Annotated in this window: 21 protein-coding genes and 1 pseudogene; 11 read left to right on the plus strand and 11 right to left on the minus strand. The window is 69.4% G+C overall.

Annotated features, from left to right (window positions below):
• The first annotated feature begins 1 nt into the window (after nucleotide 1).
• Nucleotides 2–1,405, plus strand: coding sequence for a dihydrolipoyl dehydrogenase family protein (locus tag D1832_RS09120; RefSeq protein ID WP_118913587.1), 1,404 nt, complete (start codon nucleotides 2–4; stop codon nucleotides 1,403–1,405).
• A gap of 79 nt (nucleotides 1,406–1,484) precedes the next feature.
• Here the strand turns inward: D1832_RS09120 and D1832_RS09125 are convergent, their stop codons facing one another.
• The 3 genes from D1832_RS09125 to D1832_RS09135 form a co-directional block, all read right to left on the minus strand.
• Nucleotides 1,485–3,392: a BCCT family transporter gene (locus D1832_RS09125; RefSeq protein WP_118913588.1), complete on the minus strand. Its 1,908-nt coding sequence runs from the start codon at nucleotides 3,390–3,392 to the stop codon at nucleotides 1,485–1,487.
• 190 nt (nucleotides 3,393–3,582) lie between these two features.
• Nucleotides 3,583–4,002 carry a DUF6157 family protein gene (locus tag D1832_RS09130; RefSeq protein WP_118913589.1) on the minus strand — a complete coding sequence of 140 codons (420 nt, stop codon included), beginning with the start codon at nucleotides 4,000–4,002 and terminating at the stop codon, nucleotides 3,583–3,585.
• Between the two features lie 157 nt (nucleotides 4,003–4,159).
• Nucleotides 4,160–4,843: a type 1 glutamine amidotransferase domain-containing protein gene (locus tag D1832_RS09135; RefSeq protein ID WP_118913619.1), complete on the minus strand. Its 684-nt coding sequence runs from the start codon at nucleotides 4,841–4,843 to the stop codon at nucleotides 4,160–4,162.
• A 205-nt stretch (nucleotides 4,844–5,048) separates the two neighbouring features.
• Between D1832_RS09135 and D1832_RS09140 the strand changes: the two genes are divergently transcribed.
• Both D1832_RS09140 and D1832_RS09145 read left to right on the plus strand, forming a co-directional pair.
• A complete protein-coding gene (locus D1832_RS09140) occupies nucleotides 5,049–5,969 on the plus strand; it encodes a DUF2797 domain-containing protein (RefSeq protein ID WP_147362660.1) in 921 nt (306 codons plus the stop codon).
• 48 nt (nucleotides 5,970–6,017) lie between these two features.
• The gene (locus D1832_RS09145) at nucleotides 6,018–6,434 is read left to right on the plus strand and encodes a GNAT family N-acetyltransferase (protein WP_047310925.1); all 417 of its coding nucleotides are present in this window, start codon (nucleotides 6,018–6,020) and stop codon (nucleotides 6,432–6,434) included.
• Here D1832_RS09145 and D1832_RS09150 read toward each other — a convergent pair whose 3' ends face one another.
• Together D1832_RS09150 and D1832_RS09155 are read right to left on the minus strand one after the other, a co-directional pair.
• Nucleotides 6,435–7,274, minus strand: coding sequence for an alpha/beta fold hydrolase (locus tag D1832_RS09150; RefSeq protein WP_047310924.1), 840 nt, complete (start codon nucleotides 7,272–7,274; stop codon nucleotides 6,435–6,437).
• A 56-nt stretch (nucleotides 7,275–7,330) separates the two neighbouring features.
• Nucleotides 7,331–7,930 carry a DUF1648 domain-containing protein gene (locus D1832_RS09155; protein ID WP_118913591.1) on the minus strand — a complete coding sequence of 200 codons (600 nt, stop codon included), beginning with the start codon at nucleotides 7,928–7,930 and terminating at the stop codon, nucleotides 7,331–7,333.
• A gap of 141 nt (nucleotides 7,931–8,071) precedes the next feature.
• On the opposite strand from D1832_RS09155, the gene D1832_RS09160 reads away from it, so the two are divergent.
• On the plus strand, nucleotides 8,072–8,251 hold the full coding sequence (locus tag D1832_RS09160) for a hypothetical protein (RefSeq protein ID WP_118913592.1): 180 nt from the start codon (nucleotides 8,072–8,074) through the stop codon (nucleotides 8,249–8,251).
• Nucleotides 8,252–8,306: 55 nt separating this feature from the next.
• Here D1832_RS09160 and D1832_RS16125 read toward each other — a convergent pair whose 3' ends face one another.
• On the minus strand, nucleotides 8,307–8,555 hold the full coding sequence (locus D1832_RS16125; RefSeq protein WP_322613149.1) for a hypothetical protein: 249 nt from the start codon (nucleotides 8,553–8,555) through the stop codon (nucleotides 8,307–8,309).
• A gap of 173 nt (nucleotides 8,556–8,728) precedes the next feature.
• Nucleotides 8,729–9,514 (minus strand): alpha/beta fold hydrolase, encoded by a 786-nt coding sequence (locus D1832_RS09170; RefSeq protein WP_118913620.1) that lies wholly within the window; start codon nucleotides 9,512–9,514, stop codon nucleotides 8,729–8,731.
• A gap of 55 nt (nucleotides 9,515–9,569) precedes the next feature.
• Between D1832_RS09170 and D1832_RS09175 the strand changes: the two genes are divergently transcribed.
• Nucleotides 9,570–10,226 (plus strand): FMN-binding negative transcriptional regulator, encoded by a 657-nt coding sequence (locus D1832_RS09175; protein ID WP_118913593.1) that lies wholly within the window; start codon nucleotides 9,570–9,572, stop codon nucleotides 10,224–10,226.
• A 7-nt stretch (nucleotides 10,227–10,233) separates the two neighbouring features.
• Here the strand turns inward: D1832_RS09175 and D1832_RS09180 are convergent, their stop codons facing one another.
• Nucleotides 10,234–10,560 carry a DUF3072 domain-containing protein gene (locus D1832_RS09180; RefSeq protein ID WP_047310920.1) on the minus strand — a complete coding sequence of 109 codons (327 nt, stop codon included), beginning with the start codon at nucleotides 10,558–10,560 and terminating at the stop codon, nucleotides 10,234–10,236.
• Nucleotides 10,561–10,658: 98 nt separating this feature from the next.
• Nucleotides 10,659–10,859, minus strand: coding sequence for a hypothetical protein (locus D1832_RS09185; protein WP_047310919.1), 201 nt, complete (start codon nucleotides 10,857–10,859; stop codon nucleotides 10,659–10,661).
• A gap of 154 nt (nucleotides 10,860–11,013) precedes the next feature.
• Here D1832_RS09185 and D1832_RS09190 point away from each other — a divergent pair, with 154 nt between their 5' ends.
• The 4 genes and pseudogenes from D1832_RS09190 (at nucleotide 11,014) to D1832_RS09205 (ending at nucleotide 14,992) form a co-directional block, all read left to right on the plus strand.
• The gene (locus D1832_RS09190) at nucleotides 11,014–11,787 is read left to right on the plus strand and encodes a GTPase domain-containing protein (protein ID WP_118913594.1); all 774 of its coding nucleotides are present in this window, start codon (nucleotides 11,014–11,016) and stop codon (nucleotides 11,785–11,787) included.
• 38 nt (nucleotides 11,788–11,825) lie between these two features.
• A pseudogene (locus D1832_RS09195) lies at nucleotides 11,826–12,446 on the plus strand (class I SAM-dependent methyltransferase); the annotation flags it as partial.
• Between the two features lie 94 nt (nucleotides 12,447–12,540).
• A complete protein-coding gene (locus tag D1832_RS09200; RefSeq protein WP_118913596.1) occupies nucleotides 12,541–13,395 on the plus strand; it encodes an SDR family oxidoreductase in 855 nt (284 codons plus the stop codon).
• A 166-nt stretch (nucleotides 13,396–13,561) separates the two neighbouring features.
• On the plus strand, nucleotides 13,562–14,992 hold the full coding sequence (locus D1832_RS09205) for an MFS transporter (protein ID WP_241510954.1): 1,431 nt from the start codon (nucleotides 13,562–13,564) through the stop codon (nucleotides 14,990–14,992).
• A 126-nt stretch (nucleotides 14,993–15,118) separates the two neighbouring features.
• Here the strand turns inward: D1832_RS09205 and D1832_RS09210 are convergent, their stop codons facing one another.
• Together D1832_RS09210 and D1832_RS15355 are read right to left on the minus strand one after the other, a co-directional pair.
• On the minus strand, nucleotides 15,119–15,550 hold the full coding sequence (locus D1832_RS09210; protein WP_118913597.1) for a universal stress protein: 432 nt from the start codon (nucleotides 15,548–15,550) through the stop codon (nucleotides 15,119–15,121).
• 170 nt (nucleotides 15,551–15,720) lie between these two features.
• Nucleotides 15,721–15,891, minus strand: coding sequence for a hypothetical protein (locus D1832_RS15355; RefSeq protein ID WP_182434736.1), 171 nt, complete (start codon nucleotides 15,889–15,891; stop codon nucleotides 15,721–15,723).
• 88 nt (nucleotides 15,892–15,979) lie between these two features.
• On the opposite strand from D1832_RS15355, the gene D1832_RS09215 reads away from it, so the two are divergent.
• Both D1832_RS09215 and D1832_RS09220 read left to right on the plus strand, forming a co-directional pair.
• Nucleotides 15,980–16,198 (plus strand): hypervirulence associated TUDOR domain-containing protein, encoded by a 219-nt coding sequence (locus D1832_RS09215; RefSeq protein ID WP_047310914.1) that lies wholly within the window; start codon nucleotides 15,980–15,982, stop codon nucleotides 16,196–16,198.
• The gene (locus D1832_RS09220; protein WP_047310913.1) at nucleotides 16,191–16,733 is read left to right on the plus strand and encodes a DUF488 domain-containing protein; all 543 of its coding nucleotides are present in this window, start codon (nucleotides 16,191–16,193) and stop codon (nucleotides 16,731–16,733) included. The genes D1832_RS09215 and D1832_RS09220 overlap by 8 nt, the downstream gene beginning before the upstream one ends.
• Nucleotides 16,734–16,751 lie beyond the last annotated feature (18 nt).

The following is a 16,751-nucleotide window of genomic DNA, read 5'->3' on the forward strand; positions in this document are numbered from 1 at the left end:
GATGACTGACACTGACGAACTCAACGCCGACGTCGTCGTCATCGGCGGCGGGCCGGTGGGTGAGAATGTCGCCCAGTACGCCGTCGAGGGTGGCCTGAGCGCCGCGCTCGTCGAGGGCGAACTGCTCGGCGGCGAGTGCTCGTACTACGCGTGCATGCCGAGCAAGGCGCTCCTGCGCCCCATCGACGTGGCCCACACCACGGCGCACCTGCCCGGCGTCGAAGACGCTGCCGTCCAGCCGAAGGAGCTCCTCGCCCGCCGCGACACGTGGGTGTCGCACTACGACGACTCCGGCCAGGTGAAGTGGGCCGACGGCGCCGACATCGCGCTCGTGCGCGGCCACGGCCGCATCGTCGGGGAGAAGCGCGTCGAGGTCAGCGGCCCCGACGGCACGCGCACCGTCACGGCCGATCGCGCTGTCGTGCTCGCGACCGGCTCGGTGCCGGTCGTTCCGCCCGTCTTCGACGGCGTGAGCCCCTGGGGTTCGCGTGACGCGACGGGCGTCGTCGAGGTGCCCGAGCGGCTCCTCGTCGTCGGTGGCGGCGTCATCGCCGTCGAAGCGGCCACGTGGATGGCGGCCCTCGGTTCGCAGGTGCGCATGCTCGTGCGCGGCCCGGCACTGCTCGAGAAGAACGAACCGTTCGCGGGCGACATCGTGCGCTCCGCCCTCGAGAAGGCGGGCATCGCCGTCGTCCTCGGCGCCGACGTCACGTCCGCCGTTCGTGAGCACGCGGACGACACGGGCCTGGGGCGCATCCACGGCGGCGAGGTGACGGTGACGACGTCCGCGTCGGGCACGTTCACCGCTGACGAGGTTCTCGTCGCGACCGGACGCCGCCCCAACCTCGCCGACGTCGGCCTCGACGCGCTCGGTCTGTCCGCCGACGACGTGCGAAGCGGCACCTTGCCCGAGTGGCTGCACGCCGTCGGCGACGCCGGCCCCGGCGCCCCGCTCACCCACATGGGCAAGTACGAGGCGCGCGTGCTCGGCTCGAAGCTCGCGGGTGCCGACGAGGCTCCCGCTCCCGCGAACGTGCCGGTGCCGCAGGTGGTCTTCACCGACCCACAGGTCGCCTCCGTCGGCCAGAGCGAGGCCGAGGCGCGCTCCGCGCTGGGCGACGACGCCGTCGTCACCTCCGAGGTGGGCTTCGGCACCGCCGCCGGAACGTCGCTGCTGCGTGACGATGCCGACGGGCGCGCGAAGATCGTCGTCGACCGCCGTCGCGGCGTCGTCATGGGCGCCACGTTCGTCGGCCCGGACGCGGCTGAACTGCTCCACGCCGCGACGATCGCCATCGTCGGCGAGGTGCCTGTCAGCGTGCTGCGTCACGCCGTGCCGAGCTACCCGACGGCGTCGGAGCTATGGTTGCGCATGCTCGAACAGCTCCCGCGCGACCTGCGCTGACGCGGGTTCGATGCGGCCGCCCACAACGAACGGCGGGCCACCCCTCGTGAGGGTGGCCCGCCGTTCGCGTGCCGCAGCGTCAGTCGGCCTCGGGAGGACGCGACGTCGGGGCGCCGCGTCCGCCGCCGCGCGGTGACGTCGTCCGCGAGATGCGGTAGTCGATGCGCGGCTCGACGTGGCGGCCGAAGTGCTCGTTGAAGCTCTCCTCGAACTCCTGTTGCAGCGCTCGGATGCGCTCAGCCGTCTCGTCACGACGGCGCAGCGCCAAATCCGCACGCAGCGCTCGCAGCGTGGCGAAGCACATGAGGATGAGCACCGCGCTGAACGGCAGCGCCGTGGCGATCGCCGCGGACTGCAGCCCGCTCAGACCGCCCGCGAGGAGCAGACCGATGGCGAGCGCACCCTCGAGCACGGCCCACAGCACACGCGACCAGGTCGGCGGGTTGGGGTGACCGCCGGAGGCCAGCATGTCGACGACGAGCGAACCCGAGTCGGAGGAGGTGATGAAGAAGACCGCCACCAGTGCGATGGCGAGGATCGACAGCACCGAACCGAGCGGCAGGTCCTCGAGCACGGTGAACAGCACCGTCGAGGCGTCCACGCCCTCCTTCGGGTCGACGAGACCGCCCTTGCCGAAGAGCTCACGGTCGAGGCCCGTGCCACCGAGCACGGAGAACCACAGGAACCCGACGATCGTCGGCACGAACAGCGTGCCCGCGATGAACTCGCGGATCGTGCGACCGCGCGAGATGCGCGCGATGAAGACACCGACGAAGGGTGCCCACGAGCTCCACCAGCCCCAGTAGAAGATCGTCCAGCTCGCGTTCCAGGTGGCGCCCTTCTCACCCGTGTAAGCACCGACGTCGAACGTCATGTTCAGCACGTTGGCGAGGTAGACGCCGAGCGACTCGACGAAGTTCTGGAAGAGGAACAGCGTCGGGCCGAGCAGCAGGATGGAGATGAGCAGCAGGCCCGCGAAGCTCAGGTTGATGTTCGACAGGTACTTGATGCCCTTGCCGAGACCCGAGACGCACGAGAGCGTCGACAGGAACGTGATGACGACGATGAGCGTCACGAGCACGGCGTTGTCGGTGTTGTCGACGATGCCGATCGACTTCATGCCCGACGCGATCTGCTGCACGCCGAGACCGAGCGACGTGGCGACACCGAAGACGGTGCCGAAGATGGCGAGGACGTCGACGAGGTCGCCGAGCCAGCCCTTGACCCGATCGCCGAAGAGGGGCTCGAGGGCCCAGCGGATCGAGATCGGACGACCACGGCGGTGGATGGCGTACGCGAGCGCGAGACCGATGACGGCGTAGACCGCCCACGGGTGCAGACCCCAGTGGAGGAAGGTCTGCGCCATGGCGAGTTGCGCCTTCTCCGTCTCGCTGCCCTCCCAGCCCGGCTTCGGGTCGCTCGTCGCGTAGGTGAGCGGTTCGCCGACGCCGTAGAAGACGAGGCCGATGCCCATGCCGGCGGCGAAGAGCATCGCAAACCACGACAGGAGCCCGAACTCAGGGTCTTCCCCGTCGCGGCCGAGACGGATGGTGCCGTACTTGCTGAAGCCCACGAACGCCGTGAAGGCGATGAAGAAGCCGATCGCAAGCATGTAGTACCAACCGAAGTTGGTGACGATCCACGACTGCATGTCGACGAGGACGTCACTCGTCGATTCCGGGGCGGCGATGCCGACCACGGCGACCGCGAGGATGACGATGAGCGCCGGCCAGAAGACCCGCGGGGAAACCATTCCCTTGCCGAGGCGAACTCCCTGGAGCTTCAGCTTCTCGGTGATGGTCTCGTCGTCATCCTCCTCCGCGATCTGCAGGTGCGGGGCGATCGGCTTGGCCGAGTCGCGCACCTCGACGTCGAGTTCAGGGAAGGAACTCTGCAGGGTGGACGAGTAAGTGGACGCGTGTTCGTCGAACGCGGACGCGCCCTGCGATGCTTCGCTCTCTGGCGGAGCGTCGGATGAGTTCGCCATGTGACCTCCTTGTCGTCAACAGGTCACGGCAGCCCCCCACAGCGGGCCCGTAGGCAAGGCGAAGAAAGCACTGCCGCAACGGATTCGCCTTTCCACCTTGTCACCGATGTGCGGTTCACCCAAGACGGAAGGGGTGGGGTTCCTCACCCCTCGAGGCTCTGAGGTGCTTCAGAGAGCGCTCGAAAACCGCTCAACGACGCGACTTCATGGCCGGGTGCTTGGTCACGGCGTCGTCCTCGACGAGTTCGGCGTAACGGGGCGAGTCGACGGCCACGAGCGCGACGCGGCTGTCGGCGTCGAAGTGGAAACCCCACCCGTACGTCTTCGCAAGCGGTGACGTGCGCAGGCACGGTTGGCCGTTGGAGAAGAAGGCCTCGCGTGCGGCGTGACGCTCGCCGTCCGGGACACCGCTGCGATCGGCGCTCACGGTGAACAGAACGTCGTCGCTCGTCAGTTCGTAGTCATGCCCATGGAGCAGCGCGAACTGACGCTCGGCCACACTGCCCTTGCCGGTGGGCGGCGGCGAGCCCGCCACGGCGCGGGTGTCTGGCGCGACCGTGATGAGAGTGTCGGCGTAGTTGGTGGTGTGCCCGCCCTCTGGTGTCTTCATGAATCGAGCATGACACCCGCCACCCACAACGTGACTCCACGCGCCTCGGGTGCGGAGCCTCCTTGGGCAGAGTTCGGTGCGGTTGGGTAGTCGCACACCCTGCCCAACCGCACCGAGATCGACCCCGCGCCCTGAGGCGCTCGGGCGCGGCGACGCGTCAGCCCAGGCGCTTCTTGAGCTCCTCGGCGAGGGGCTTGCTGGAGGCCGGGTTCTGGCCGGTGAGCAGGTCGCCGTCGACAACGACGTTGGGCTGCCACGCTTCGCCAACGGAGAGCTCGGCGCCGTCCTCACGGAGGCGGTCTTCGAGCAGCCACTTGGCGTTGTCGGCGTTGCCTCCTGCGCGCTCCTCCTCGTTGGAGAAGGCGGTGAGCTTGCGGCCCTTGACGACCGGGTCGCCGTTCTCGTCCCGCGCGGGCAGCAGCGCCGCCGGGCCGTGGCAGACGATGGCGACGGGCTTGCCCGCTGCGAGGGTATCGGCGATGAGCTTGCCGGACGTGGCGTCGACCGCGAGGTCCTCCATCGGGCCGTGACCGCCGGGGTAGAAGACGGCGTCGTAGTCGTCGAGTGCGACGTCGGACAGGTTGAGCGGCTGCTTGAGCGCGTCGATGGCGTCGAGCTCGGGCCGCACGTCGTTGCCGTCGTTCATCTCGGGGGCGAGGCTGGCCTCGTCCGCGACGGGTGCGACGCCGCCGGGCGTCGCGAACTCGACGGTGTCACCGGCCTCGGTGAAGAGGCGGTACGGGGCGAGCAGCTCCTCGGCCCAGAATCCGGTGGGGTGCTGCGTGCCGTCCGCGAGCGTCCAGTTCGTGGCTGCGCTGACGACGAAGAGAATCTTCGACATGTCGAACTCCTCGTTCGGGGTCGTGGTTCGCAGGAGACAACAGGGAACGAGCCGCACGTGTTCCGCCGAACGCGCGGGCAGCTGATGCACTTCGGTGCACGTGACGCACTCTGAACCCGCTCACAACGCATCAGGCGCGCCGAACTGCGTCAGCCGCGACGACCGGCCAACTCGACCCGACCGCCACCGTGGTTTGCTGGGCACCATGCACGACGACTTCTGGCGCTCCGACGCCCCTGCGCTCGTGCAGACCACCTCGTGGGCGGGCGGTGAGCCGCACCTCGTCGTCCTGACCGACCACGGCGAACGGCTCCGCGCGCCGATCATGAACCGCCGCATGGCGTTCCGCGTCCAGCCCGACGTCCGCTTCTGCACCGGCCGCTTCGACGCAGCCCGCCCGGGCGACGCCCGTCACGTGCCCTGCGACGGGCGGCGCACCGTCACCGTCGGAGTGCAGTGCGAGCAGTGTGCCCAGCGCGACGACTCGCGCTTCATGCATCACGTGCACCGCGGCGGCTACGTGCCCGAGTCGCTGACGGGCTATCTCGCGCGGCCGCATTGGCTCTACATCGCGACATTCGCGGACGGCGCGAGCAAGGTCGGCACCGCGTCGGCGTCGCGCGGGAGGGCACGCCTCGACGAGCAGGGCGCCGTGCGTGCCACCTACATTGCCCGAGCAGCCGACGGCACCGCCGTCCGCGTGCACGAGGACGCGGTGACGGCCGAGACCGGCATCCCGCAGACGAAACACAGGAGCAGCAAGGCCGGCTCCCTCACGAAACCGCTCTCCCGCGAGCGCCTCGACGGCGCGCACGCCGACGCGGTCGAACACGCCCGCGCGTTCCTCCAAGCCAGTGGCCTCGAGCTCGCGCTCGACCCGTGGGAGCCACCGGCGCAGCACGCGGGGTTCTTCACCGGTGACGGTGTGTTCGGCACGTACCCGCACCCGCTCAGCCGCGGCGAACACTGCCTCACCCCGACCGCTGTTGTCGGCGGTGTCGCGCTCGTCACCGTCAATGACGACGACGCCCCACTCGTCGTCGACCTCGACGCGCTGCGCGGGCGACGCATCGCCCCGGCGGACGTGCGCTCCCCGGAGACGATGAGCCAGCAGAGCCTGTTCTGACGGCCACTGTTCACCCACGACGAACCCACTGACACGAGAGGAGCCACCGTGCACCCCGACTACGACCTCACGCTCTCGCCTCCGCCACTCGCGGATTACCTTCGGCTGCGCGCCGATTCGGGCCTGTCACCCGTCACCGAGGCCCAGGGCGAACCGGCACTCGTGAACTCGTGGGCGTGGGTGCACGTGCGTCATCGCGCGAGCGGCGAGGTCGTCGCGATGGGCCGCGTGATCGGCGACGGCGGCTGGTACTTCCACATCGCCGACATGGCGACGCTGCCCGAGCACCAGAAGAAGGGCCTCGGGCAGGCGGTGCTCGAGACGCTGATCGCGAAGATCCGCGAGGACGCGCCGCCACGCCCCTACGTCACGCTCATGGCCGACGAGCCGGGGCGCCCGCTCTACGCGAAGCTCGGCTTCGTCGAGACGGCCCCGCACTCGCTCGGCATGATGCTGCCGCGCTGATCAGCCGCGCACCCGGGCGAGAATCGCGTCGGCCAACGGCTCCGGCTGCAAATCGCTGATCCAGTGCCCCTCGTCGAGTTCGACGAAGGTGTACGGCGCGTTGACGAAGTCGGCCGTGCCCTCGGCGGCGCGGCGCCCGAAGGCCACGTCGGTGTTGCCCCAGACGTACGTCGTCGGCACGGTGACGGGGCCAAGCGCGAGGCCCGTCTCGGGGCGGTAGGCGCGGTAGTAGTTGAGGACGGCGGTGAGGGCGCCGGGCTGGCCGAGCAGACGCAGATGCTCGTCGAGGCGCGCGCCGCCGAGGTTGCCGATCATCCGGCGCAGGTACGCCCAGTCGTCGGCCGCGAGCTTCTCCTCGGCCACCCCCTCCTGACGTAGGAGGTTGATGTACTGCAGCTTCTCGTGCTGCTCGGGGTCTGCCATCGTGGCGCGCACGACGGCCTGCGGGTGCGGGGTGCTGACGGCGGTGTACGTCGTGAGGAGCTCCGGGTGTCCGCCGGCGACGAACCACCCGATGATGCCGCCCCAGTCGTGGCCGACCAGGTGCACGCGCTCCGTGCCGAGCGCCTCGATCATGCCGACGACGTCTCCGCTGAGCTGCTCCGCGCCGTACGCCTCGACGCCCGCGGGGCGCGCACCGGGCGCGTAGCCGCGCAGGTTCGGGGCGACGACGTCGTAGCCCGCCTCGGCGAGAATCGGGCCCACGTCGCGCCACTGGGCGTTCGACTCGGGCCAGCCGTGCAGCAGAAGGATCGTCTCGCCGTCGCTCGGGCCGCAGCGCAGCGCGTCGAAGGTGAACTCGCCCACGACGAGTTCGTCGTCTCTCCACATCTCAGCCATGCCCCCACTGTGCCCTGCCGCGCCGACACTCGGGGCGATTGGGGCGAAGCATGTGCTCAGTCGACGGTGTCGGTCGGCGTGTAGCGACTGCCCAGCATCCGGGTGACGAGGAAGGTGAGCATGCCCACCACGAACAGGAGGAGCACCCCGCCGATGAGCCAGCCGGGCATGGCGCCACCGGGTTGATGTGCGGCCCAGCCCGTCGTCGCGGTGATGAGGGCGAAGAGCGCGAAGATGAGCGCCGACAGAAGCACCATGTCCTCCCGCATCAGCCGCTCGAGCGTGCGCAACCGTTGCGGTGTGCGCAGCCACTCCTCCTTCTGCGGCGCGTTGATGCTCTGGGGCCAGCGCATCACCAGCCCGCTGACGAGCACCAGCAGAGCCGAGATGGCAATGGGCGTGAGAACGAACAGGGCGATGGCGCCCGTGCGGCTCGACCACCCGTCGGGCGTCTCACCCGACCAGTGCGTCGGAACCCGCTCCGGCAGCTTCGTCGCGACCACCGCCACCGTCACGGCCCACACCGCGACGACGAGCCCGAGACATCCCAGCACGCCCCGTTCGAGCTGTTCCCGCGGGAGGTCTCGTGCTTCCTGCGCGACGCGACGAACCTCCTCCGGCGACGGGCCGACGTCGAACGCTGACTTCTTGCTCATGTCTCGACGCTAGCGTCGGCCGCGTGACCCGCGTATCCGTCGCGAGACGGAGTTCCGGGATCGTTCGGCCCGCCTCGATGACGACGCGACTGCACGCCCTGAAGTCTTGCGCCGGCGCGGGAAAACTTCGAAGGTAGTGCCATGACGAATCAGGCTGCCCCGCACGTTCCCAGCACCTGCCCCCAATGCTCGGCTCCGATCGCCCAGTTCACGTCGAAGCGCTCCTCTGCCGGCCAGGAGCTCCCCGACGAGCCCTGGACGTACCGGTGCGAGAAGGGCCACGAGGGCGAGTGGGAAGGTGACAAGCCGAGCGCGTCCTGACGCTCGGGCGATGAGGGGTCGGGGGTGTGTCGGTCGCGACACACCCCCGACTTCTTCATTCCAGCAGGGACCGCAGCCGCTCGAGGTCGGCCTCGACCATCGCGGCGTCACGGTCGAGCTCTGCAGTCGTCAGCGCCGCCTGACGCAGGGTGAAGACCACCTCGGCCCCGTCGGGGTGGGCGAGCACGCGCAGTGGATTGTGGACCACGGTTCCGTCCGGCAGCGTGACGTCGTGGTCGAGCACACCGAACGCATTCTCCGGTACGAACGTGAACCGCACTGTACCCATGGGGGATTTGGCCACGAGTTCGCCATCCCGTTCGCCCGCATGAACCTCGGACGAGGCCAACCCGGCCGCCCACCGCGGCAGATTCTCGACTGTCGCGCGCGAAGGCGTAGACCACCTGCGGGTCGCGGTGGACGACGGTACTCAGGTGGACGCTGCGCATGCGGTTCACCCTAGTGAGGCCGCAGCCGTCAGCGCTTGTCGTAGGGCCGCATCCGCCTCAGCCAGTCCGCGACGAGGGCGCCCACGAGGGCGTCCTGGTCGAGGTGAGCGTTGTGGCCCGCCTCGTCGAGGGTGACGAAGGTGGCGCGCGGGTAGTGCTCGAGCCTGTTCAGGGCATCGCGGTAGCCGACGATGTGATCCTGCCGCCCGGTGATGATGAGGGAAGGCTGCGTGAACGGCTCGGAGTCCTCAGGATCCCAGCTCAACCGGTAGTTCTCCGAGAGTTTCTTCATCGCCTCGCCGTCGGCCAGTTCCGCGCCCGGGGCGGCGAACTCGACGAAGGCTTCGGCGTTCCCTCGCGTCTGGACGACGGCGATGTCCGCGTAGTCATCAGCCGAATCGCCTGCAACGGCGACGGCGTCCGTGTCCTCGTGGAGCACGACACGTTCCGGCACCACGCGAGCGCTCGCGTCAGCGACGAACACGCTCGCAAGCAGTCCGAGTCCGAGCACCCTGTCTCGCCGTCGATGGGCCACCGCGCGAGCCACCATGCCGCCGAAGGAATCACCGAGGATGGCGAACTGCTCACCGGCCAACTCGTCGTCGACGAGGTCGAGCACCTCGGCGACGACGTCGTCCGTGCTCGCCACGTCGCCGATCGGTGTACGCCCGAAACCCGGCAGGTCCGGGTACAGACGGCGCCATCCCGGTACTGCGCGCAAGGCACTCTCCAGGGAGAGGACGAGGCGATGGTCGGCCTCGAAGCCATGGAGCAGGACGATCGGGGTGCCGCGGCCGTGTCGAACGATGTTCATGATCGTCACGGTACGGCGGCGAGGCTGCAGCGTGTCCACCTGAGAAGGTGGCTGCATGGCCTACAACCCCGCCCACGACCGGGTCGACGACGTCGCCGTCCTCGCGGACTTCGTCGCGAAGCATCCCCTCGCCACCCTCGTCACCCACGACGGCATGACGCCGCAGGCTGACCTCGTGCCACTGCTCGTGGTCGACGACGCCGATGCGCCGAGCGGCAAGACGCTCATCGGCCACGTTGCTCGCGCGAATCCGCTGTGGGAGGACGGCCACCACGTCGGTACGAGCCTCGCGACGTTCGGCGGCGGCGAGCACTACATCTCACCGACCTGGTACCCGAGCAAGGCGGAGCATCACCGCGTCGTGCCGACGTGGAACTACCTCGTCGCCCACGCGTGGGGCACACTCGTCGTCCACGACGACCCGAAGTGGGTGCGCGGCGTCGTTGCCCGACTCACCGGCGTCATGGAGGCTGGGCGCGAAGAGCCGTGGCGGATGGGCAAGGCGCCGGGCGACTACATCGACGAGATGCTGGGGAAGATCGTCGGCATCTCGCTGCCGATCGAACGCTTCGAGGGCCGTTTCAAGGTGGGCTCGCACCGCACCGACGCCGATCGGCTCGGCGCGCGGGACGGCGTCGTGCGCGAGTCAGAGGGACACGCGCACGACGAGCTCGCCGAGGCGATGACGAACCCGCCCCGGCGAGAGGAGTGAGCCGACCTCAGTCGACGCGGTTGCTCTTACCCTGCAGGCGATCGATGTGCTCGCTCGCCTCGGCCTTCGTGAGGTCGGCCGGAAGCTGCTCGCCGGATTCCTTGGCCAGCGTGTCGAGGTACGACTTCTGCGCCTCGGTCATGGGCTCGTCACCCGTGGCCCACTCCTGCGGGTCACGCTGAAGCGCGTCGTTGCGGCCCGCGTCGCTGTTCGGCGTGGCGCCGATCGTCTCTGCGCCACCCTGGGCGCCGGACGGCTCACGCGCGGCGCCAGCGTCCTGCGCCGCGGCACTGTCGGGGTCGGTGGGCGGCTGCTGTGCATTCATGTCGGTCATGTTCGCGACACTAGCAACGCCCTCCGACAACCGGTACCCCCCAACGGATTTCACCCCTGGAAGCGCGCCGCGACGCCATTACCCGCCGGTCGGCGCGCTCAGTTCGCGGTCTTAGGCGAGTCGCTCTGGTTGGGCGTGCGCGGGCTCGTGCCACCCGTCGTGTTCTCGGGCACGGCGTCGGCGCCGGCGTCGGAACCGCTCAGCCCGCTCCCGCCCTCGGAACGCTCGGCACCGGAGCCCGGCTTCTCGCCCTTGGGCTCGTCGTTCTCGGCTGCTTCGTGAATGTCATCGCGTGTCATGCCCCCACGTTAACCGGCACGACCCTTCGCACCCCCACCCCTTGGAGGGAGTTTCGTCCCCTGCTGTCGCGGTGGCCGCGCTGACGTGCACGAGTACGCAGGTGACGTCCGTAAGGTTGACCCGGATGTACATCGACGTCACGCGAGGTAGAACGTGAATACCATCGGAAAGGCCGTGAGCGGCTCCGGCAAGGCTGCCATCGGCACGAGCATCGCCGGCAGTGCCCTGACGGCGGTGTCCACGGCGCCCGAGAAGCTGTCGACCCTGCTGCACCGCCGTTACCCGACGGTCGGCGTCACCGGCATGACGGGCGTCGGCAAGACGCGACTCGTCGACCGCCTGGCGCGCCGCACGACGGCCGAGGGCGTCACCGAGGTCGGTTCCGCCACGATGGAGCGCCGCACCTCGAAATCCGCGCGCCTCAAGGGTTTCCGCTTCCGCGTGGTGCCCGGCGACAACGCCGCAACGCGCCTGACGGCCCTCGACGAGGTGTTCTACGAGGCGCCGGTCGACGGCGTCATCCACGTCGTCGCCTACGGCCACGCGACGCCTCGACGCAGCGGCGGCGTGAGCGGCGCGGCCCCGGAACGAACCGTCGAGGAGCAGCTCGCCGCCGAGCTCGAGGACTGGACGATCACCGCGCACCGCATCGCCGCCATGGCCGTGCGCCGCGAGCGCCCCGTGTGGGTCGTCGTCGCCGTGACGAAGGCCGACCTCTACCCCGAGCGTCTCGACGAGGCCGTGCGCTACTACTCGCCGGGCAGCGGATCGCCGTTCGCGGCGAAGCTCGACGAGCTGCGCGCCCTCGCGGGTGGCGCCAAGATCTCCATCGACGTGCTGCCCGTGAGCGCCGAGAACTCCAAGGAGCTCGACTCGCTGCTCGCCACGCTCGAAGCACGCATGGCGCAGCTCAGCGGCCACGTCTGATCGCGCGATGAACACCCCCCTCGTTCGATCGCGACGGCTGGGAGCAGCGCTGGCAGCAGGTCATGGCGTCGCACGCCGACATGCTTGCCACGAAGGCGCCGAACCCGTACGTCACGGGTGAGCTCGAGGAGCTGTTCACCACACGTCGCCCTGACAGCGAACCGTCCGTTCTCGACGCCGGCGCCGGCCACGGCGCGGAAGCCCTGTGGCTCGCCGCGCACGGCTGGAACGTCACCGCCGTCGACTTCTCGCCCGCTGCGCTGGACTTAGGGCAACGCAACGCAGCACAGGCCGGGGCCGACGTCGCCGAGCGCATCACCCTGGTCGAGGGCGACCTCGGCGTGTGGGCGCCGGAGCCTCGCGCGCACGACGTCGTCCTGTGCCTCTACGTTCACCCCGCGGGCGACATGGCCGAGATGATCACGCGCCTCGGCAGCGGCGTCGCACCCGGCGGGACGCTGTTCATGGTCGGCCACCAGAGCGTCGATCCGGCCACGGGCGAACCCACCCGTGCCGCAGGGCAGCACCAGGTGAGCATCGACGAGGCGGGCGCCGCGCTACGAGGCGACGAGTGGGAGATCGTCACCCTGGAGAACCGCCGCCGCGACGACCAGATGGGCGGGGTCGACGCCGTCGTACGCGCGGTTCGGCAGCCCTGACGCGTCCACCTGCTGGTCCTCGGGCGGCGCCTCGGAAGCATCCGCGTGGGGGCGCTGTTGCATGTGCAGTATCCGCCCCTGGAAAGGACCTGCCATGACCACCCTCGCCATTACCGGCGCCACCGGAGCGCTCGGCCGCCTCGTCGTCGCCGACCTCCTCGAGAGCGGCACCGCACCGGACGAGGTTGTCGCCGTCGTCCGTAACCCCGCCAAGGCTGCGAGCCTCGCCGAGCAGGGCGTCACCGTCCACGAGGCCGACTACGCCGACCCGGCCGCGCTGCGCACGGCGCTCGAAGGTGTCGAGCGGCTTCTGCTCATCTCCGGCGACGCCGTCGGCGCGCGCGTCGAGCAGCACACCAACGTCATCGAAGCGGCCAGGGACGCCGGCGTCGCTCACATCGTCTACACCTCGATCCTCAACGCGGACGCCTCGAGCAACCCCCTCGCCGACGAGCACATCGCGACGGAGAAGGTGCTTGCCGCCAGCGGCGTCGCGCACACCGTCCTGCGCAACGCCTGGTACTCGGAGAACTACACGACGCAGCTGCCGCAGTACCTCGCCACCGGCGAGATCCTCAGCGCCACGGACGACGCCCCGATCTCCGCTGCGGCACGCGCAGACTTCGCCGCTGCCGCTGTGGGCGCCCTGCGCTCCGCGGGCGCCGAGTCGCGCACATTCGAACTGGGCGGCCCTGCCTTCACGCTCACCGAGCTGGCGGAGGCCATCACCGAGGCCACGGGTACGACGGTGGTGCACCGCGTCGTCAGCGCCGACGAACTCGTCACCACCATGACGAGCGACGGCCAAGACGCCACGTGGCCGAACATCCAGGCACGCGTGGACCGTTCGATCGCCGCCGGTGAGATGCACACCGACTCGAACGCCCTCGAGGAGCTCATGGGTCACGCACCGACGACGATCACGGAGGTCGTGCGCGCGGCCGTCTGACGGCCTCCCTTCGATTCGCCCCGGTGCGCGATCCGCCCTTCGCGGTCGGTCGTGTGCCGGGGCGAATCTCATCCCTGAAGTGGCCCGGAACACCCGGAACCACGCGGAAAAGTGATCGTGCGCACGTCTGCTAGAGACCGGTGCGAGGCCGTGCGTACAGTCGTTCGTGCGCACCGAACAGACGACCGAACAAACACCCGAGGTCAGGCCCCGCCGGCTCCTGACGGTGCTCCTCATCCCCCTCTTCATGGCGCTCGTCGCCATCTCGGTCATCAACGTCGCGCTCCCGGCGATCGGCGAGTCCACCGGCGCGAGTTCGGGTGGCCTGCAGTGGGTCATCTCCGGTTACGCACTGGCCTTCGGCGTCCTCCTCGTGCCGTCGGGCCGCGCCGGCGACGTCATCGGCCGGCGCCGCATGCTCCTCGTCGGCATCGCACTGTTCACGCTCGGCTCGCTCATGGCCGGCCTGGCGCAGGACATCGTCGTCCTCAACATCGCCCGTGTCGTACAGGGTCTCGGTTCGGGCCTCGTCAACCCGCAGGCCATCGGGCTCATCCAGCAGCACTTCCGCGGCCAGGAGCGCGCGAAGGCGTTCGCTCTCATGGCGACGACGGTCGCTGTCGCCACCGCCGTCGGACCGGTCATCGGTGGTCTGCTCATCCAGATCCTCGGCAACGACGCCGGCTGGCGCTGGATGTTCTTCATCAACGTGCCGCTCGGCCTCGCGTCGCTCCTCCTCGGCCTGCGCTGGGTGCCCAACGACCGTCGTCGACCCGATCAGAAGCTCGACCTCGACCCTGTCGGCACCGTGCTGCTCGCCGTCGCGGTGCTCGTCATCATGCTGCCGTTCATGGAGCGCGGTGCCGGGGCTGCCGTCTGGGCGCTCATGCCGGTGGGCCTCGCGCTCGTGGCGGCGTTCGTCCTCTGGGAGAAGCGGTACAAGGGCCGTGGACGCCCGCCGATGGTCGACCTCGACATCTTCCGTGCCGAGTCGTTCCGCAACGGCATCCTCATCGTCACGGCGTTCTTCATGGGCATGACGAGCATCTGGATCCTCATCCCGCTCTACCTGCAGATGCACCTGCACCACTCGGCGTTCGAGTCGTCGATCGTCGGGCTGCCCTCGTCCGTGGGCGCCGCCGTCTCCTCGCAGATCGCCGGGCGCTACGTCATGACGCTCGGGCGTCGCCTCGTCATCGCGGGCTTCGTCGTCGCGTTCATTGCGGTGCTCGGCGTCGTTCTCGTGGCGGGGCCCGTCGAGTCCGGTTCCCTGCCGTACTGGGCATTCGCGGTGCCGCTGACGCTCATCGGCGTCAGCCAGGGCATGACGATCGCCCCCAACCAGACGCTGACGCTCAATGCCGTCGACCCCAAGTTCGGCGGCGTCGCGGGCGGTGTGCTGTCGCTCGGTCAGCGCGTCGGCACGGCCGTCGGCACGGCGCTCATCCCCGGCGTGCTGTTCACGCTGACGGAGGGTGGCACGGCGTGGCCCACGTCGTTCCGCATCTCGATGGGCCTCATCATGGTGCTCATCGTCGTGGCCACCGCGTTCTGCATGTACGACCGCAAGCGCGAGCGCGCCGAGGCCGACGCCTGAGCCTGCGATGTTGAGCGGTGAACGCGGCACGGATGCCGCCCTCACCGCTCAACATCGGTGGCCCGCCTTTCCCCCAGGAAGAGGCGGACCACCGGATCAGGGGCGACGGTCGTCGGGGCCAGGGTCTCAGTCGCGGACGACGAGCACCGGGCAGTGGGCGTGCGTGACGCAGTAGCCGCTCACGGAGCCCAGCAGCATGCCGGTGAGTTCACCGTGGCCGCGGCATCCGAGCACGAGCATCTCGGCCTCGGGGGAACGGTCGACGAGAACGTTGCGCGGCTCGCCCTCGACGACGTGCGCGAAGAACGTCACGTCACGGTGCTCCGACGCAGCCTTGCGCACGACCTCCTCCACCATTTCGCGGGCCACGTCGTCCGGGCGGTACGTGGTTTCGAAGGCCATCGCGTAGCCGTAGTTGGTCGGCCACTGCCACGTCGTCAACACCTCGACCGGCGCGCCGGTGACCTGCCCCTGCCGTGTGGCCCACGCGAGGGCGCGGTGGGAGGGCTCGGAGCCGTCGAATCCGACGACGATGGGGCGAAGCTCCTGCTCTGACATGGCGGCTGCCTTTCTTCGAAGGATCACTTCCCACGCTAGGCGCAGCCACCCCGAAGGCTCAGGGACCTTCGGCCCGGTGAGTCGCGTAACCAGCCTGCTCGCTGCCTGCGGATCCCCCGACGCACGAGGGGCCACCGAGCGCGTTGCTCGGTGGCCCCTCGTGCGGTGAATCAGGCGTTGTCGGCGTCGCCGTGCTGGCCCTCGTCCTTGCTGCCGGCGTCGGACTGGCCGCCGCTGGCCGTGTCGTTGTACTCGCCGCCGTCGCCGCCGGTCTGTGCGCCGGGGCCGCCGTCCTGCTGGTCGACTTCGGGCTTGAAGGTCTCGTTCTCGTTGTCGCTCATGCCTCGAATGTAGACACCTTTGCCCTCACGTTCCAGCCTCCCCGGGGGTGGGAACTCGCAGCGCTATCGTCGAGGCAGGAGGTACGTCATGAGCACGCGATTCAGTAAGGGTGACCACGTCACCTGGAACTCCGAGGCCGGCCACGTCTCCGGCACGATCACCACGGTCCACACGTCCGACTTCGAGTACAAGGGCCGCACCCGCCACGCGTCGCAGGACGAGCCGCAGTACGAGATCAAGAGTGACAAGACGGATCACGTCGCCGCGCACAAGGAATCGGCCTTGAGCCTCGTCAAGGATGACTGACTCACCGGTCGAGTTCCTGACGATCGGCCACTCCGACCGCAGCATCGCGGAGTTCCTCGAACTGCTCGAGGCAGCCCGCGTCGATGTCGTCGTCGACGTGCGCCGCCTACCCGGTTCGCGCAAGTATCCGTGGTTCGACCAGGACGCACTGACGGCCAGCCTGCAGGAGCGCGCCATCTGCTACGTCCACCTCACTGCGCTCACCGGCCGCAGGCCCAAACAGCCGGACGTGCCCGACGAGGTCAACGCCCTCTGGCAGAACCGCAGCTTCCACAACTACGCAGACTTCACACTCAGCGACGAGTTCGCCGAGGGCCTCGCGCAACTGCGTTCACTCGACGCCGAGGTTCCCGCGATGTTGTGCTCCGAGGCGGTGTGGTGGCGCTGCCACCGTCGCCTCATCGCCGACCAGCTCTTGGCCGCCGGAGAGACCGTCCGCCACATCATGGGGCCGGGCGAGCCGAAGCCCGCCACGCTGACGCCGGGTGCCGTGGTCAAGAACGGACGCGCCACCTACCCCGCTGCGACGGACTGAGGCCGCCACGACGTCGTG

It is taken from the genome of Dermacoccus abyssi, from assembly GCF_003515945.1.
GTDB classification, from domain to species: Bacteria; Actinomycetota; Actinomycetes; order Actinomycetales; family Dermatophilaceae; genus Dermacoccus; species Dermacoccus abyssi.

Coding starts and splice junctions, on each gene's coding strand:
- D1832_RS09120 (WP_118913587.1), top strand. CDS start 2: ATGACTGACACTGACGAACTCAACGCCGACGTCGTCGTCATCGGCGGC.
- D1832_RS09125 (WP_118913588.1), bottom strand. CDS start 3,392: ATGGCGAACTCATCCGACGCTCCGCCAGAGAGCGAAGCATCGCAGGGC.
- D1832_RS09130 (WP_118913589.1), bottom strand. CDS start 4,002: ATGAAGACACCAGAGGGCGGGCACACCACCAACTACGCCGACACTCTC.
- D1832_RS09135 (WP_118913619.1), bottom strand. CDS start 4,843: ATGTCGAAGATTCTCTTCGTCGTCAGCGCAGCCACGAACTGGACGCTC.
- D1832_RS09140 (WP_147362660.1), top strand. CDS start 5,049: ATGCACGACGACTTCTGGCGCTCCGACGCCCCTGCGCTCGTGCAGACC.
- D1832_RS09150 (WP_047310924.1), bottom strand. CDS start 7,274: ATGGCTGAGATGTGGAGAGACGACGAACTCGTCGTGGGCGAGTTCACC.
- D1832_RS09155 (WP_118913591.1), bottom strand. CDS start 7,930: ATGAGCAAGAAGTCAGCGTTCGACGTCGGCCCGTCGCCGGAGGAGGTT.
- D1832_RS09160 (WP_118913592.1), top strand. CDS start 8,072: ATGACGAATCAGGCTGCCCCGCACGTTCCCAGCACCTGCCCCCAATGC.
- D1832_RS09170 (WP_118913620.1), bottom strand. CDS start 9,514: ATGAACATCGTTCGACACGGCCGCGGCACCCCGATCGTCCTGCTCCAT.
- D1832_RS09175 (WP_118913593.1), top strand. CDS start 9,570: ATGGCCTACAACCCCGCCCACGACCGGGTCGACGACGTCGCCGTCCTC.
- D1832_RS09180 (WP_047310920.1), bottom strand. CDS start 10,560: ATGACCGACATGAATGCACAGCAGCCGCCCACCGACCCCGACAGTGCC.
- D1832_RS09185 (WP_047310919.1), bottom strand. CDS start 10,859: ATGACACGCGATGACATTCACGAAGCAGCCGAGAACGACGAGCCCAAG.
- D1832_RS09200 (WP_118913596.1), top strand. CDS start 12,541: ATGACCACCCTCGCCATTACCGGCGCCACCGGAGCGCTCGGCCGCCTC.
- D1832_RS09210 (WP_118913597.1), bottom strand. CDS start 15,550: ATGTCAGAGCAGGAGCTTCGCCCCATCGTCGTCGGATTCGACGGCTCC.
- D1832_RS15355 (WP_182434736.1), bottom strand. CDS start 15,891: ATGAGCGACAACGAGAACGAGACCTTCAAGCCCGAAGTCGACCAGCAG.
- D1832_RS09215 (WP_047310914.1), top strand. CDS start 15,980: ATGAGCACGCGATTCAGTAAGGGTGACCACGTCACCTGGAACTCCGAG.
- D1832_RS09220 (WP_047310913.1), top strand. CDS start 16,191: ATGACTGACTCACCGGTCGAGTTCCTGACGATCGGCCACTCCGACCGC.